Source organism: Candidatus Nitrotoga sp. AM1P (assembly GCF_013168275.1).
GTDB lineage: Bacteria > Pseudomonadota > Gammaproteobacteria > Burkholderiales > Gallionellaceae > Nitrotoga.
In genome coordinates, this window is the sequence record NZ_AP019547.1 from 1,340,874 (window position 1) to 1,356,785 (window position 15,912).

A 15,912-nucleotide genomic window follows, 5' to 3' on the forward strand; every position below is an offset into this window, starting at 1 on the left:
TTAATATTTTGTCGCTGGCAACCGCTTGATCAATCAGCTGCGATAAATGCGTGCCGCGTTCAATCGACGGGTCGTAAACAAAATGCAGTTGCGGCATGATGCGCAGCTTCATCGAATGGGCGAGTTGGCTACGCAAATAACCACTTGCATGCTCCAACCCTTGCTGAACTGCATCGCTTACGCCATCCAGGGTCGTGTAGAACACCTTGGCGTGGGAATAATCTTTGGTTACCTCAACGCCTGTGAGAGTAATCATGCGCACGCGCGGATCTTTCACATCGAGGCGCAACAGTTGAGCCACCTCGCGCTGAATCTGCTCGGCTATCCGGTCTGTTCTAGCATAACCTTTAGGCATTTAAAGAGCGTGCCACTTCGATTATTTCAAATACTTCAAGCTGATCGCCCACTTCAAGGTCATTAAAATTACGCAACGATAAACCGCATTCGAAATTCGATCGCACTTCTTTAACATCATCCTTAAAGCGTTTCAAGGAATCCAGTTCACCAGTATGAATAACTACATTGTTGTGCAGCACTCGTATCTGCGCATTACGCTTGATTATGCCATTAGTTACGTAGCAACCGACCACAGTACCAATCTTGGAGATGACGAACACCTGACGTACTTCCACCATACCAAGGATAACTTCCTTCTTTTCCGGAGCCCGCATACCTGACAGAGCCGCTTTAATATCATCTACCATTTCGTAGATAACATTGTAGTAACGCACATCTACGCCCGCAGATTCCGCCAACTTACGCGCAGCTACATCGGCACGGGCATTAAAACCAATCGCGATTGCCTTAGAAGCCAGCGCCAAATTAATGTCGGATTCGCTGATCGCGCCCACGGCACTATGAATTAGGTTAACTTTGACTTCATCGTTAGATAATTTTTGCAGGGCATGTGCAATAGCTTCACAAGAACCCTGCACATCGGTCTTGATAATCAATGGCAACATACGCACTTCGCCTTCTGCCATCTGTTCGAACATATTTTCCAGCGTAGCGGCCTGCTGCTTGGCTAATTTCACAGCACGGAACTTGCCTTGACGAAACAAAGCAATTTCACGTGCTTTCTTCTCATCCGAAAGCACTAGCACACTTTCACCCGCCACAGGCACTTCGGATAGCCCCTGAATCTCCACTGGAATTGACGGCCCTGCCTCATTTATTGCCTTACCATTCTCATCCAGCATGGCACGCACGCGTCCGGATACTACGCCGACTAGCACTGCATCCCCTCGCTTCAAGGTGCCAGACTGTACCAGTATGGTCGCCACTGGCCCCTTGCCCTTGTCCAACCTAGCTTCAATCACAATGCCCTTAGCCAAGCTTAGCTTGGGTGCAGTGAGTTGCAGCAATTCAGCTTGCAGTAACACGCTTTCCAACAAGGAGTCGATACCCAACCCATTCTTTGCAGACACTTCAACAAACATAGTGTCACCGCCCCAGTCTTCCGGTACCACACCCTCTGCAACCAATTCTTGTTTTACGCGCTCGGAATTGGCATCAGGCTTATCAATCTTAGTCACCGCCACTACGATGGGTACGTTGGCTGCCTTGGCATGGTGGATTGCCTCTTTGGTCTGCGGCATTACACCATCGTCGGCTGCCACCACTAAAATCACAATGTCCGTTACTTTCGAACCACGTGCCCTCATTGCCGTAAATGCCTCATGGCCCGGTGTATCAAGAAAAGTAACCATGCCGCGCGGCGTATTCACATGATAAGCGCCGATGTGCTGCGTGATGCCGCCTGCTTCGCCGCTGGCCACACGGGTTCGACGGATATAATCTAGCAACGAAGTCTTACCATGATCAACGTGGCCCATCACGGTAACTACCGGAGCGCGCGGCTCGAGAGGAGCATTCTTGTGCTCTTCAGATTCTGTCAGATAAGCACTAGGATCATCCGCCTTGGCTGGCTTGGCAATATGCCCCAATTCTTCCACCACAATCATCGCGGTTTCTTGATCCAGCACCTGATTAATGGTCACCATGGAGCCCAGTTTCATTAGTGCCTTGATAATTTCGATGGCTTTGATTGACATTTTCTGTGCCAATTCAGCGACACTAATTGTCTCTGGCACCATAACCTCATGCACAACTGGTTCCGTCGGCAAAGAGAAAGCGTGCTGAGCGGTTTCTTCTTGCTTGACATGCTTGGCATGATGGCGTGGGCTAACGCTTCCACGGCCAGCCGTCCAACCGCCAGGTCGCGCATCAATGACGGCTGGTGTGCGTTTTTTATGACCAGCCTCGGTCCATGGACTGACTTTATCTGGAGCAGCGGCTTTAACACCTTTTTTGGCCGCAGGCCGAACAACCTTATCACCAGGCTTGGGCATAGGCTTATGCAACGTACCTTCGGCCAAATCAGGTTTAGCAACAGGGATTGCCGCTACTTCAGCAATTGAAACTACATTCGTTTCTGGCTCTTTAACGGGCGGCACCACGGGTTCGACAACGGGCGCCGCTTTGCGTTTAGCGTGTTCTTTCTTAGCTTGAACTTCGGCGGCTTGACGCGAAGCTAATTCTGCCTGATTACGTGCTTCTTCAGTACGCAGAGCAATTTCCTGCTCGCCTAATATTTCCACTTTTGAGGTCTTTAACACAGGCTGCGTGGTGATTTTTGCTACAACAACAACTGGTTGTTCTATCTGGGAAGCTGTGATTGGTGCAACCACGCGCTTCTTGCGCACTTCGACTTGAATGGTGCGCGCCCTGCCTGTGCTATCTGCCTTCTTGATCTCCGTGGTTTCACGGCGAGTCAATGTAATTTTTTTATTTTTAGCACTGCCACTACCATGCGTACTGTGCAGATGCTCCAGCAACTGCGCCTTATCCTGCTCCGATATGCTGTCTGATTCCTGCTGTTTGGCAATCCCGGCCGCCTGTAGTTGTTCAAGCAGCAATCCAACCGGCAAGCTGAGCTCGCCAGCAAATTGCGCTACATTCATTTTTCCCATCACTACCCCTTAACCCCAAAATTTGAGACTTATAGCCCTCAATACTCAACAGAAACAGCTAGCCAGAACCGATTTAAATAATTTATGCCCTCGCTAGTCTTTGCCAAGCAAGGTTTTGTTCAATCGAATATACATAAATGACCACATTGACCCTTTACAGAATTTGTATATTTAATAATATATGGGATATATATCATGCAAACTTATGGATCGTTCGGGTTAATATAATTATTCTCAATCAACTCCACCTTAAACAAACCAAGGAGCGCGTGCTGCCATAATTAACCGATTTGCGCGTTCTTCATCTACGCCTGCCTGCTCAACCAGTTCGTCCACGGCCAAATCAGCAAGTTGTTCCTGTGTGCCGATACCCTTGCTTGCTAGAACGCGCGCGGTTTGCTCGTCCATACCCTCAAGTTTAACTAAGTCCTCAATGTTATGCCCCACCAGCTCTTCGTTGACAATTGCTGCAGTCAGCAGAGCATTACGCGCACGGCTACGCAACTCGTTCACTGTGGCCTCATCCAGTGATTCGATTTCCAGCATTTCATTCAGTGGCACATAAGCCACTTCCTCTAGTGTATTAAAACCTTCCTGGACTAGAATATCCGCCACTTCTGCATCCACATCGAGCTTGTCCATGAATAAATCACGCACCTTGGAAAATTCCTGCTCATTCTTCTGGCTGGACTCTTCCATCGTCATGATATTAAGTTCCCATCCGGTCAACTCACTGGCCAGACGTACATTCTGCCCATTTCGACCAATAGCCTGCGCAAGATTTTCTTCCTCAACTACCACATCCATGCTGTGATTGTCTTCATCTACCATAATACTGGTCACGTCAGCCGGGGCCAAGGCATTAATTACACTGGTAGCAGGGTCTTCCGACCACAATACAATGTCCACACGCTCGCCCGCCAACTCATTGGTTACAGCCTGCACACGTGAACCACGCATGCCCACGCAAGTGCCAATAGGATCTATCCTCTTATCATGGGAGCGCACCGATATCTTTGCGCGAACACCTGGATCGCGCGCAGCACTAATTATCTCCAGCAGTCCCTCCTCAACTTCCGGAACTTCAAGTTCAAACAATTTAATCAAGAATTCAGGCGTGATGCGCGACAGGGTAATTTGTGGTCCCCGTATTGAACGATCCACACGCAACAAATAGGCGCGTACACGATCTCCAACGCGCATATTTTCCTTTGGAATCATCTGATCACGTGGCAGCAGCGCTTCAATTTTACCAAACTCAATAATGGCATTGCCACGCTCGATACGCTTCACGGTACCGGATACCAAATGCTCCTTTCGCTCCATGAAATCATTTAGAATCTGTTCGCGCTCAGCGTCACGGATTTTCTGAAAGATCACCTGTTTAGCTGCTTGTGCACCTATACGTCCAAAGTCAATGGACTCCAAAGGCTCTTCAATAAACTCTTCCAACTGGATATTCGGATTACGTTTCCGAGCCTCGCTAAGTTTGACGTGCAGATCAGGCGTTTCGAAAGTTTCATCATCCATCACCTGCCAGCAACGAAATGACACATACTCACCCGTGTTACGGTCAATACTGACACGTACATCAGACTCCTCGACGAAACGCTTCTTGGTTGCAGACGCCAAAGCAGACTCCAGCGCACCAAACACGATTCCCTTATCCACGTTTTTTTCACGCGCCAAGGCATCAACTAACAATAAAACTTCACGACTCATCACTGCCTCCAACCAACCCGAATGTTTTTTAAACTAACGCGCTCACTCGCTTATTTTTTATACTTAAAATATTTACTATGTTAAATTTTATGTAAGCCAGATGGTTTATGTAAGCCAGATGGATATATAGCCATCCTGCTCTTTCACCTTGCGGGGCCAAACAAACATAACTTTTTTATGCATAACGCGTAAAGCGAATTTAAAAGCATTCGGTTTAAGCAAATCTTTCGCCACAAGCAAACGGTCATAATATTAAAATGTAGGCACTAAATGCGCCTTATCCAAATTCGATAACTCGATCAACACCTGCTTGTCATCCACATCTAACTGTAATACACCATTCTCAAGACTACCGAGAATGCCGATAAAATTCTTACGACCTGCCAACGGGATGCGCAATTTTAACTGCGCCTTCTGGCCGCGAAAACGTATAAAATCTGCTTCCTTTTTGATCGGCCGATCCAACCCCGGAGATGAGACTTCAAGGCGCCCGTAATTCACCCCCTCTACTGCAAACAAGCGAGTCAACTGGTGACTGACTAATTCACAATCTTGCACCGTAATTCCCGTTGCCTGATCGAGAAGTACTCGCATCAAGCCTCTACCAGATAATTCAAAGTCAACCAACTCATACCCCAAGCCAGTCACCGTCGTTTCCACCAATCTCGCCACATCCATAATCATGCCCACAAATAAAAAATGGGCCTAGGCCCATCTGGAAAACTGCACGGATTATAGCAAAAATAATCTATTAGTGGAAATTGACCTCACTATATTACTATTCTACAGGGTTTTGTGTGATCAATTATTTGACTATCTCATCATTAACTAATGATGTAATTTTTACGTCGAGTAATCTACAGAGAGTATTTCAATGGAGAACATCATAAGAAACGCAGAATTTATGCAATAGATTACTTCAATCCATGAATTCAATCGTCATTCAACACAAACTGCTAACACTTCGTAAACTAACAATCCGACAAGTCCGAACTAGATTAGCAGAGCGAGTATTTCACGGATTTCGCGGCGTAATTCAGACCAATTAGCGGATGTTTGATGTAGTTTTGGCTGTGAATCTTCTACCCGTTGCTCGATAAAGCTATTGAGGCGACCACGAGCTCCACTGATCGTGAAACCCTCTTCATACAGCAATTGCCTGATACGACGTATGAGTAAAACCTCATGATGCTGGTAGTAGCGTCGATTACCACCTCGTTTTACTGGCTTAAGTTGGGTAAACTCTTGCTCCCAATAACGCAATACATGCGCCTTCACCCCGCACAAGTCACTTACTTCACCAATGGTGAAATACCGCTTCGCCGGAATCAATGGCAAGACGGAATTAAGCTTGTAGTTTTCCATGATAGTTCATCTCCACCATACTCTTGAGTTTCTGGCTGGGATGAAAAGTGACTACACGACGTGCCGTTATGGGGATATCTTCCCCTGTCTTAGGGTTGCGCCCAGGACGCTGAGGTTTATCACGTAGCTGAAAATTGCCGAAACCGGACAACTTGACACTTTCACCATGTTCCAGTTGAGCACGAATTTCCTCGAAATAGGACTCAACCATATCTTTGGCTTCACGCTTATTCAAACCAACTTTCTCAAACAGTAGATCCGCGAGCTCTGCTTTGGTCAATGTCATTGATCACCCCTTATATACGCACCTGCGCACCATGTTGTTGCAAAACCGCAGTCAAGCGCGCGATACTTAGTTCAATTTCACTATCAATTAATGTTTTTTGAGTATCTTGCAATAACACACGGAAAGCAAGGCTTTTTTTTCCATCCCCCACACCTTTACCACGATACAGATCAAACAGCGCAAGTTCTGCCACATAAGTGGTATTGCTACCTAGCATAGCGTCCAATAAAGATTGAACCGTCACACTTTCATCCACGACTACGGCAAGATCGCGACGCACTGGCGGAAATTTAGAAATCTCGCTGGCATGTGGTACATTGGTGGATATCAAAGCATCAAGCTCAACCTCAAACCACACCACTGCCTGTGAAATTCCATACTGCTGCAACCACTTCGGATGCAACTCTCCTATCCAACCCACTACCTGTCCATGCAGCAAGATTTGTGCCGAACGCCCAGGGTAGGAGGCAGGATGCGGTGATGCTATAAAACTTAATAGCGCTGGAGCAAACAGCGCTTCTACATCTGCCTTTACATCGTAAAAATCCACGCTACGCGCCGCCGTCCCCCATTGTTCAGGAAGCTGTGTGCCATAACACAATCCGGCGAACCGCTCACGTTGAGCATGATTGTCACCTGTAAAACATACTCCTACTTCAAACAAACGCACACGCGATTGTTTACGTACAAAGTTTATACGCAAAGCACCGATCAAACCACCTAAAAGACTGCTACGCATTACCGCCAATTGACTGGAAATAGGATTTTTCAAGGTAACGGGCGTAGTATTAGCATACAAATCACGCTCGACCGCTGCATCAAGAAAAGCATAACTGATTGTTTCCTGGTAGTCACGTGCCACTAAGATTTGACGCAAACAAGACACTGAACGTTGTGTTTCTGTTTGCGGCACCATAATAACTGCGGTTTGTGGTGGCTGTGCCGGAATGTTATCGTAACCAGCTATTCGGGCGATTTCCTCGATCAAGTCTACTTCCAATGACAGGTCAAAACGATAGCTAGGCGGTGCCACATGGAAATCATCACCATGCTGTTCAAATTTAAATTGCAAGCGCTGCAACAGGGCAGTGATTTGGGCAGGATCCAGCATAATACCCAATACGCGTTTTACTCGACTTGTGCGTAACATTATCGCATCGCGTGCTGGCAATTTCCCACGCACCTCGCTAACCACACCAGCTTGCCCACCACAAATCTCCAGCAATAATTGCGTTGCACGCTCCAATGCCATGCATGTCGCGGCAAAATCTACACCGCGCTCAAAACGATATGAAGAATCAGTGGAAAGGGTCAATCTACGCGCCTTTCCAACAATTGCATCGGGTACAAAGAAGGCACTCTCCAGAAAGACATCACGAGTAGCTGTTTCCACACTGCTTGCCACGCCGCCCATAATTCCAGCCAATGCCAGCAATCGCGTATCATCTGCAACCACCAGCATATCATCCTGCAACAGGACGTTTTGTCCATTGAGCAAAGTCAATTCCTCATCTGCTCGCGCATAGCGCACTGTAATGCCACCAGCAATTTTTGCCAAGTCGAAGGCATGGAGGGGCTGACCAAGTTCGAGCATGACGTAATTGGTAATGTCTACCACCGCATTGATACTGCGCAGCCCGCCGCGCTCCAGACGGCGCATCATCCATGATGGCGTCGTAGCAGCGGAATTCACACTGCGCACGATGCGGCCGCAATATAATTGGCAAGCTTCGGAGGCATCAATGTTTACCACTAAAGTTTCAGTCAAACTCGACGGAACGGGATCAACCTGCAACGTATTTAATGTGCCGCCGGTAATCGCTGCCACTTCACGCGCCACGCCCACCATGCTTAAGCAATCACTACGGTTAGGTGTAAGCTTCAAAGTAAATAGCATATCGTCTAATTCTAGATATTCTCGTAGCCCCCTCCCCACCGGCGCATCCTCAGGCAACAACCATAGACCCTGGCTTTCTTCAGCCAATCCCAATTCACTGGCAGAACACAACATACCGAAGGAATCGACGTTGCGCACCTTGGCTTGCTTTATAACAAAATCACCTGGCAATACCGCGCCGATGCGGGCGCAAGGTACTTTTATACCAACGGCAACATTGGGTGCGCCGCAAACAATACTCAGCGGCGCAGCCTCGCCCACATTGACTTGACACACACTGAGCCGATCCGCATTGGGATGTTTGATCACCGCCAATACTTCCGCCACTACTACATTGTTGAATACAGGCGCGACTGATTCCAGCGCTTCCACTTCCAGCCCAGCCATGGTCAACGCATGAGCCAGCTCATGACTGGAAAATTCGGGATTAATCCAGGATCTTAACCAATTCTCGGAAAATTTCATGCTAGTTGAATTGCTTCAAAAATTGTAAATCACCTTCATAGAACAGGCGTAAATCTGCCACGCTATAGCGCAACATCGCCAAGCGTTCAACCCCAAGGCCGAAGGCAAAACCCAAATATTTTTCGCTATCGATATTGACATGTTGCAGCACATTCGGATGCACCATACCACTCCCTAACACCTCCAGCCAGCCAGTATGGCTACACACGCGACACCCCTTGCCATTGCACTGCACACACTGGATGTCCATCTCTGCCGACGGCTCGGTAAATGGAAAGAACGAGGGACGAAAGCGAACCTGTAGATCATCACGCTCGAAGAAACATTGCATAAAATTCGACAGCACACCCTTTAGCATAGAGAAATTCACATCCTCATCAATCCACAGGCCTTCCACCTGATGAAACATGGGCGAATGGGTCACATCCGAATCGCAGCGGTACACCCGCCCCGGCGCAATAATTTTCAGTGGCGGTGCATTATTTTCCATATAACGGATCTGCACCGGTGAAGTGTGGGTACGCAATACATGTTTTTGGTCGACGTAAAACGTGTCATGCATAGCACGCGCCGGGTGGTTTTCTGGAATATTGAGCGCTGTGAAGTTATAAAAATCGCTCTCGATTTCCGGACCCGATGCAACAGTAAAACCAAGTGAATGAAACAGGCTCTCAATGCGCTCAAGCGTGCGCGTGACCGGATGCAACCCACCACAGCCCAACCCTCTACCCGGCAGGGTAACATCCAATGCCTCTGCCTTAAGTTTAAGCTGTAGCTGATTATACTGCAGAGCTTCGCGTCTTTGCTGCAAGGCACTTTCGATCCCCTGCTTGACCTGATTGATCCGAACGCCTGCTGCTGGGCGCTCTTCGGCGGACAATTTACCGAGACCTTTCAACAACACAGTCAAACGACCTTCTTTACCCAGATAACGTGCCTTAACTTGCTCCAATTCCGCTGCCTGTTCAATTGCGGCAAACTGTTTTAGTGCTTCGTCGAGAATTTTCTCAAGTTCTTGCATGACAATTATTTATTATGTATCTACCTGACAAGGAAGACAGAGAGGTTAACGGCGTAATCGAACCGAGATCGCAAATTACACGAAAATAGCTCAAAAAAATTAATTTTTAATCAAACACATAACCTGAACGGCCTTGTAAAAAACAAAAAAGAGGCGCCAAACGCCTCTTGAATGTAGTTTAGCTTACGTTTAAACGCCGAGGCTGGCTTTGGCCTGTCCAACAATCTGTATGAAGGCAAGCTTATCAAATACAGCAATATCGGCCAGTACCTTGCGGTCGATGCTAATCGCAGCTTTCTTCAGACCGTTCATAAACACACTGTAGCTCAGTCCTTGCTCACGTGCCGCTGCATTGATACGTGCAATCCACAATGTACGGAACTGGCGCTTACGTTGTCGACGATCACGATAGGCGTATTGCCCAGCTTTCATCACCGCTTCTTTGGCAATACGATAGACATTTTTACGGCGGCCACGATAACCCTTGGCCAGATCCAAAACTTTCTTATGACGCGCTCGCGCCGTTACACCACGTTTAACTCTTGGCATGTTTACTCCTTATGCGTAAGGCATCATGGCGCGAATAGACGCCGTGTTGCTTGCGTGAACTTCGGTAGTACCACGCAATTGACGCTTGCTCTTGGTGGTCTTTTTGGTCAGGATATGGCGTTTGAATGCTTGTGCGCGCTTGATACTGCCGCCTGCACGCACTTTGAAGCGCTTTGCAGCACCACTTTTTGTTTTCATTTTAGGCATAACAACTCCTTAATATTTGATGACACCAGGAGGTTTCTGACAGAAACACTTAAGAACCTGGGATCACTTATTTGGGACTGTTTACTGCTGCTAAACAGCTCTGGCCAGTCCCTTAACCCGAGCAGTGTCAAAAATATCGGCCCAAAAAAACCGCAATTTACCACATTAAATTATTTTTTCTTCGGCGCCAGTACCATCACCATCTGACGGCCTTCCATTTTAGGGTACTGTTCCACGGTACCGTGCTCTCCAAGATCAGCCATGACCCGCTCCATCATTTGCATACCAATGTTCTGATGCGCAATCTCACGTCCACGAAAACGTAACGTGATTTTGGTCTTATCACCTTCCCCTAGGAATCGAATCAGGTTACGCAATTTGATATTGTAATCACCATCATCCGTACCTGGCCTGAACTTAACTTCCTTAATCTGAATCTGTTTTTGTTTAAGCTTGGCCTCATGCTGCTTCTTGCTTTCAGCATATTTGAACTTGCCAATGTCCATAATACGGCAAACGGGCGGCTCCGCCATCGGCGCAACTTCTACCAGATCCAAATCTGCCTCTTCAGCTAAGCGTAACGCTTCCGCGACTGCCACAACACCGAGTGGCTCCCCTTCCACACCAACCAGCCGCACCTGAGGTGCTGTTATTTGCTCGTTAAGGCGTTGTTCTTTATCCTGAGCTATTGCAGTTTCTCCATTAAAAAATTAAACCGTGCTATCCGCTTGCAATTCCAATTGCAGGTGTTGTAATAACACCGCCATCGACATTTGCCCAAGATCCTCACCTTTTCGGGTTCGCACAGAAACTAATTCAGCAGCCATTTCCTTATCGCCCACAATTAGCTGATAAGGAAGTTTCTGCAAGCTATGTTCGCGTATTTTATAGGTAATCTTCTCATTGCGCAAATCCAGTTGCGCACGGAACCCGGCTGCGCGCAAAGTTTCCGCAACCTGAGTCGCATAAGCATCCTGCGCCTGCGAGATATTTATCACCACCATCTGCACTGGCGCAAGCCACAACGGCAGCGCTCCGGCGTGATTTTCCACCAGAATGCCTATGAAACGTTCGAGTGAGCCCAATATCGCGCGGTGCAACATCACGGGCACTTTGCGCGTATTGTCTTCATCGACAAATTCGGCACCAAGGCGACCCGGCATGGAGAAGTCCACTTGTATCGTACCGCACTGCCAGGAGCGGCCAATGGCATCCTTGATATGAAATTCGATCTTCGGACCATAGAACGCACCCTCGCCCGGCAACTCTACCCATGACATGCCGGAAGCGCGCAAAGCACCGCGCAAGGATTCTTCGGATTTATTCCAAATTTCATCAGAGCCTACTCTGCCTTCCGGGCGTAGCGCCAACTTCACCGCCACATCGTGAAAGTCGAAATCTTTATAAACTTTCAGCACCAGCGCATTAAAGGCCGTCACTTCGGATTCTATCTGACTTTCGGTGCAAAAAATGTGGCCGTCATCTTGCACAAAACCGCGCACCCGCATCAATCCATGCAAGCCGCCGGACGGTTCGTTGCGATGGCATGAGCCGAACTCTCCATAGCGCAGCGGCAACTCGCGATAAGAGCGCAGATCGGCATTGAACACTTGAATATGGCCGGGACAGTTCATCGGCTTGATGGCGTATTCGTGTTTTTCCGACTCGGTAGTGAACATACCAGCCTTGAAATGCTCCCAATGGCCCGATTTTTCCCACAGTACGCGGTCAATGATTTGTGGGCAACGCACTTCCTGATAGCCGTTGTCAAAATAAACACGACGCATATATTGCTCGATCACCTGCCACACTGCCCAACCTTTGGGGTGCCAGAACACCATGCCCGGCGCTTCATCCTGCATGTGAAACAGATCAAGATGTTTGCCAAGACGGCGATGGTCGCGCTTTTCCGCTTCTTCCAAGCGGAAAAGATAAGCATCCAAGTCTTCCTTTTTTGCCCAAGCCGTACCGTAGATGCGCTGCAACATTTCATTCTTGGAATCGCCGCGCCAATAAGCACCCGCCAGCTTCATCAACTTGAACACCTTAAGCTTGCCAGTGGACGGCACATGCGGGCCACGGCACAGGTCAGTGAAATCACCCTCAGTGTAAAGTGACACGACCTGCTCGACAGGAATAGATTCGATAATCTCCGCCTTGTAATACTCCCCTATGCTTTTGAAATAGGCTACCGCTTCATCGCGCGGCAGCTCTGTACGCGTTACCGGAATATCACGCTTGGCTAATTCAGCCATGCGTTTTTCAAGCGCCGCTAAATCATCCGGGGTAAACGGACGTGCATAAGAGAAGTCATAGTAAAACCCGTTTTCAATCACCGGGCCAATAGTCACTTGAGCCTCGGGAAATAACTCCTTAACTGCGTAGGCCAGAAGGTGTGCAGTGGAATGGCGAATAATCTCCAACCCGTCTTCATCCTTATCGGTGATGATGGACAAAGCTGCGTCAGCGACAATAAGATAAGAAGTATCAACCAGATGCCCATCTACTTTTCCGGCCAACGCCGCACGCGCCAAACCCGCGCCTATACTCTGTGCAACTTCGGCGACGGTAACGGGCTGCGCAAAACTGCGTTGCGAGCCATCTGGCAATGTAATACAAGGCATATTTATATATTTATTTAGTTAAAATTAAAAGTAATGTACTCGCACACTCAAACAAACTGCGTCAAATGTCTATAAAAAACTGAATGCGGCAGAGCCGCATTTATTATATTTATATTTTGTTAAGGGTGTGAATAATTTTGTTTATATGGTCATATGGCTACTTGGCTTTAATAAGGAGTGAGCATAACTAAAGCAAGGAAAGCACCCTCATCGGATTAATTGACCAAATTACTGACTGACCAACAAAAATCTGACTATCTGGTAAGTGAAGATAACTTGCTCACACAGCTCACCAAAATTGTCAGAAATCTAAACTGTGCAACAAATGACAACCAATGACCACGATGCTTCCACCATTGCTAAATTTAGTATTTGCACATTAAACGGAATTTCGGATACTCAAAAACTGGCGGGAGCAACAGGCCACAAATACGGCGTAGTTTCTATAGCGGATCGCACAAGAATCCAGCGATTTCGAATTTCAAGTTTAAAACAAAATATGTGATGAACAAACACTCACGGACAAAATGCACTTCTGTTGTAGTTGGATCTTGAATTCGCCCTGACTAATATCTCTGCATTACCTGCGCAGATGAATATTAAAGAAGCTGACTGTGCGTTACCACGCCAGCTTTGCAGCTGCTTCATCGTAACACGGCGTGGTGTCATTGTTGAAACCATGCTGCACACCTGAGTAGATGAACGCTTGATAATTGACGCCAGCAGCCTTCAGCGCAGTCTCATATTTCGGCCATCCACCTGTGATGCGGTCGTCTTTCTCGGCGTAGTGCAACAACAGCGGTGCCCTGATCTTGGCTACATCTTCATTTGATGGCTGACCACCATAAAAGGGGACGGCGGCATCCAGATCGGGAAGACGCGTCGCCATAAATTGGCTATTCCGCCACCGTAACAGAAACCCACCACGCCAACTTTGCCATTGCCTTCGGGAAGCTTTTTCAAAAAACCAAACGCAGCAACAAAATCCTCTTTAGTCTTGGTCTGATCAAGTTTAGAAAAGAGTTCTCGTGCTTTGTCTTCATCCCCTGGGTAACCGCCTAATGGATACAGCGCATCCGGTGCAAAAGCGATAAAATTATCCAGCGCCAGACGGCGCGCTATATCTTCGATATGTGGATTCAGCCCGCGATTCTCATGTACCACCAACACGACAGGCAATTTACCTTTGGCTTTGGCAGGCTGCATCAGATAACCTCGCAATGTCCCATAACTCTGCGGCGAAGAATATTCCACATAGCTTGTCGTAATACGTGAATCATTGCTTGCAACTTGATATGCGTCGGCAAAGCGTGGATTCAACGCATCTAGCAAACTTAAGGCTGTGACGCCACCTGCGAATTGAGCGACCGATTGCAAAAAACCTCTACGAGAAATATCACCATGTACGTACTTATCGAATAATTTCAATACTTCAGGATGAAAATCCTCTGCAGTTTTACGTCTCACGTCCATAGTAACCTTCCGCAATCATATTAAATTAAATTAAAGACTGTGTTCGTAAATCATGTTGGTAGCTCATCTGGTGAGCTACTCTGACGTGCATACTGTATGTCACGGTGCATGTGCACCGGTTCATGCAGGAGGCAGGAATGAGAAGGCCGGAGTTGAAACGAATCACTGCCGCGTTACGGCAACTGACGCCCGCTCAGCGTAAGCGTGTAGCGGTTGAATTGGCAGCGCTGGACGCGCAGCCGGCATCGACTATGCTTATCGAGGGGCGCTTCGCATGTGGCGCGACGTGCCCGCACTGTAAGTCGATGCACGTGATTCGGAACGGCCACGCCAACGGATTGCAACGCTATCGTTGTCGGGAGTGCTGCAAGACGTTTAGTGCCCTGACCGGCACTCCGTTGAACCGGTTGCATAAGCGGGGCAAGTGGCTTGACCAGGCGCAGGCACTGCACGACGGTCAGACGCTGCGAGAGACTGCCCGTGCCTTGCGAATTCACCTCAGCACCGCACACCGCTGGCGGCATCGCTTTCTGGCGGTACCCAAGACCGTCCAGCCGCAGGCACTGACTGGCATTGCCGAGGCTGACGAAACAATGTTTTTGCTGTCGTTCAAGGGAAAGCGGAGCGGTCTGGATCGCAAGGCACGAAAGCGCGGCGGGAAAGCTACCCAGCGCGGCCTCTCGCACGAACAGGTGCCGGTACTGGTTGCTCGTGATCGTGCCGGTGCGACGATGGATTGTGTGCTGAAGGCAATGGACATGGCAACGTTGTCTGTTGCGCTGAAACCGTTCTTGGCGAAAGAGGTTGTACTCTGTACCGACGGTAGCAAGGCGTTTGCCGGCGCAGCACGTAAATTGGGTATCGAGCATCACGCTGTCAACCTGTCAGCAGGCATCCGCGTCGACGGTGTTTGGCACGTGCAGAATGTCAACGCTTACCACAGCCGGCTCAAAGCCTGGGTACAAAAGTTTCGCGGTGTGGCCACCTGCTACTTGGCCAACTATCCCGGCTGGTTTCGTGCCATTGACCGTGAAAAAGGCAATAGCCCGAAACCCCAGCAGTGGCTGGCTATGGCGATCGGTGAAACGGTCTAACAACATGATTTGCGAACACAGCCTTGTAATAAGTCGTTCAGTGTTTGCGTCGGGTGATCGCTGCGATGGCGCGTCACCCACTCCGCAGGGGAAATCAGGCAGGCGCAGAGTATTTCGCCAAAGGTTGCGCGGGAGGGCGTCGAAACGACGGTGAGCAGATGCGTAATCCATCTTGACAGGCATAGACTGACAGTTTGAACGTAGGACATGGGACACCGAATAAGAGTCAAAAAGACT

The 15,912-nt window shown here is 48.4% G+C and carries 15 protein-coding genes and 1 pseudogene; 2 read left to right on the forward strand and 14 right to left on the reverse strand.

Translation table 11 applies throughout. The annotated features are described in order from the left end of the window. Nucleotides 1-7: 7 nt before the first annotated feature. The 12 genes and pseudogenes from rbfA to thrS all read right to left on the reverse strand — a co-directional run. Nucleotides 8-355, reverse strand: a pseudogene (rbfA, locus tag W01_RS05930) (30S ribosome-binding factor RbfA); the annotation flags it as partial. Continuing rightward, a complete protein-coding gene (gene infB / locus W01_RS05935; protein ID WP_173052923.1) occupies nucleotides 348-2,972 on the reverse strand; it encodes a translation initiation factor IF-2 in 2,625 nt (874 codons plus the stop codon). The gene infB and the pseudogene rbfA, both read right to left, overlap by 8 nt. Before the next feature lie 249 nt (nucleotides 2,973-3,221). Continuing rightward, on the reverse strand, nucleotides 3,222-4,694 hold the full coding sequence (nusA, locus tag W01_RS05940) for a transcription termination factor NusA (RefSeq protein ID WP_173052925.1): 1,473 nt from the start codon (nucleotides 4,692-4,694) through the stop codon (nucleotides 3,222-3,224). Nucleotides 4,695-4,946: 252 nt separating this feature from the next. Beyond that, entirely contained in the window at nucleotides 4,947-5,372 is a 426-nt protein-coding gene (rimP, locus tag W01_RS05945; RefSeq protein ID WP_173052927.1) for a ribosome maturation factor RimP, read from the reverse strand. 315 nt (nucleotides 5,373-5,687) lie between these two features. Beyond that, entirely contained in the window at nucleotides 5,688-6,059 is a 372-nt protein-coding gene (locus W01_RS05950) for a MerR family transcriptional regulator (protein WP_173052929.1), read from the reverse strand. Next, on the reverse strand, nucleotides 6,040-6,345 hold the full coding sequence (locus tag W01_RS05955) for an integration host factor subunit alpha (RefSeq protein WP_173052931.1): 306 nt from the start codon (nucleotides 6,343-6,345) through the stop codon (nucleotides 6,040-6,042). Before W01_RS05955 ends, W01_RS05950 begins: the two co-directional genes overlap by 20 nt. Nucleotides 6,346-6,355: 10 nt before the next feature. Then, nucleotides 6,356-8,707 (reverse strand): phenylalanine--tRNA ligase subunit beta, encoded by a 2,352-nt coding sequence (gene pheT / locus W01_RS05960; RefSeq protein ID WP_173052932.1) that lies wholly within the window; start codon nucleotides 8,705-8,707, stop codon nucleotides 6,356-6,358. 1 nt (nucleotide 8,708) lies between these two features. Next, entirely contained in the window at nucleotides 8,709-9,728 is a 1,020-nt protein-coding gene (gene pheS / locus W01_RS05965; protein ID WP_173052934.1) for a phenylalanine--tRNA ligase subunit alpha, read from the reverse strand. Between the two features lie 189 nt (nucleotides 9,729-9,917). Continuing rightward, complete coding sequence (rplT, locus tag W01_RS05970; RefSeq protein WP_173052936.1) at nucleotides 9,918-10,277, reverse strand: 50S ribosomal protein L20; 360 nt, start codon at nucleotides 10,275-10,277, stop codon at nucleotides 9,918-9,920. A 9-nt stretch (nucleotides 10,278-10,286) separates the two neighbouring features. After that, the gene (gene rpmI, locus W01_RS05975) at nucleotides 10,287-10,484 is read right to left on the reverse strand and encodes a 50S ribosomal protein L35 (RefSeq protein ID WP_173052938.1); all 198 of its coding nucleotides are present in this window, start codon (nucleotides 10,482-10,484) and stop codon (nucleotides 10,287-10,289) included. Between the two features lie 170 nt (nucleotides 10,485-10,654). Next, the gene (infC, locus tag W01_RS05980) at nucleotides 10,655-11,173 is read right to left on the reverse strand and encodes a translation initiation factor IF-3 (protein ID WP_173055786.1); all 519 of its coding nucleotides are present in this window, start codon (nucleotides 11,171-11,173) and stop codon (nucleotides 10,655-10,657) included. A gap of 21 nt (nucleotides 11,174-11,194) precedes the next feature. Further along, nucleotides 11,195-13,108, reverse strand: coding sequence for a threonine--tRNA ligase (gene thrS, locus W01_RS05985; RefSeq protein WP_173052940.1), 1,914 nt, complete (start codon nucleotides 13,106-13,108; stop codon nucleotides 11,195-11,197). Nucleotides 13,109-13,433: 325 nt separating this feature from the next. Between thrS and W01_RS05990 the strand changes: the two genes are divergently transcribed. Beyond that, a complete protein-coding gene (locus tag W01_RS05990; protein WP_173052942.1) occupies nucleotides 13,434-13,613 on the forward strand; it encodes a hypothetical protein in 180 nt (59 codons plus the stop codon). 114 nt (nucleotides 13,614-13,727) lie between these two features. Here the strand turns inward: W01_RS05990 and W01_RS14395 are convergent, their stop codons facing one another. Beyond that, nucleotides 13,728-13,997, reverse strand: coding sequence for a dienelactone hydrolase family protein (locus tag W01_RS14395; RefSeq protein ID WP_256380132.1), 270 nt, complete (start codon nucleotides 13,995-13,997; stop codon nucleotides 13,728-13,730). Then, entirely contained in the window at nucleotides 13,925-14,575 is a 651-nt protein-coding gene (locus W01_RS14400; protein WP_256380133.1) for a dienelactone hydrolase family protein, read from the reverse strand. Before W01_RS14400 ends, W01_RS14395 begins: the two co-directional genes overlap by 73 nt. A 143-nt stretch (nucleotides 14,576-14,718) precedes the next feature. Here W01_RS14400 and W01_RS06000 point away from each other — a divergent pair, with 143 nt between their 5' ends. Next, a complete protein-coding gene (locus W01_RS06000) occupies nucleotides 14,719-15,675 on the forward strand; it encodes an IS1595 family transposase (protein ID WP_173052944.1) in 957 nt (318 codons plus the stop codon). Nucleotides 15,676-15,912: the final 237 nt, after the last annotated feature.

What these genes read in the sequence shown, in the direction of transcription:
- infB (WP_173052923.1), bottom strand. Translation starts at nt 2,972, where the DNA reads ATGGGAAAAATGAATGTAGCGCAATTTGCTGGCGAGCTCAGCTTGCCG.
- nusA (WP_173052925.1), bottom strand. Translation starts at nt 4,694, where the DNA reads ATGAGTCGTGAAGTTTTATTGTTAGTTGATGCCTTGGCGCGTGAAAAA.
- rimP (WP_173052927.1), bottom strand. Translation starts at nt 5,372, where the DNA reads ATGGATGTGGCGAGATTGGTGGAAACGACGGTGACTGGCTTGGGGTAT.
- W01_RS05950 (WP_173052929.1), bottom strand. Translation starts at nt 6,059, where the DNA reads ATGGAAAACTACAAGCTTAATTCCGTCTTGCCATTGATTCCGGCGAAG.
- W01_RS05955 (WP_173052931.1), bottom strand. Translation starts at nt 6,345, where the DNA reads ATGACATTGACCAAAGCAGAGCTCGCGGATCTACTGTTTGAGAAAGTT.
- pheT (WP_173052932.1), bottom strand. Translation starts at nt 8,707, where the DNA reads ATGAAATTTTCCGAGAATTGGTTAAGATCCTGGATTAATCCCGAATTT.
- pheS (WP_173052934.1), bottom strand. Translation starts at nt 9,728, where the DNA reads ATGCAAGAACTTGAGAAAATTCTCGACGAAGCACTAAAACAGTTTGCC.
- rplT (WP_173052936.1), bottom strand. Translation starts at nt 10,277, where the DNA reads ATGCCAAGAGTTAAACGTGGTGTAACGGCGCGAGCGCGTCATAAGAAA.
- rpmI (WP_173052938.1), bottom strand. Translation starts at nt 10,484, where the DNA reads ATGCCTAAAATGAAAACAAAAAGTGGTGCTGCAAAGCGCTTCAAAGTG.
- thrS (WP_173052940.1), bottom strand. Translation starts at nt 13,108, where the DNA reads ATGCCTTGTATTACATTGCCAGATGGCTCGCAACGCAGTTTTGCGCAG.
- W01_RS05990 (WP_173052942.1), top strand. Translation starts at nt 13,434, where the DNA reads ATGACAACCAATGACCACGATGCTTCCACCATTGCTAAATTTAGTATT.
- W01_RS14395 (WP_256380132.1), bottom strand. Translation starts at nt 13,997, where the DNA reads ATGGCGACGCGTCTTCCCGATCTGGATGCCGCCGTCCCCTTTTATGGT.
- W01_RS06000 (WP_173052944.1), top strand. Translation starts at nt 14,719, where the DNA reads ATGAGAAGGCCGGAGTTGAAACGAATCACTGCCGCGTTACGGCAACTG.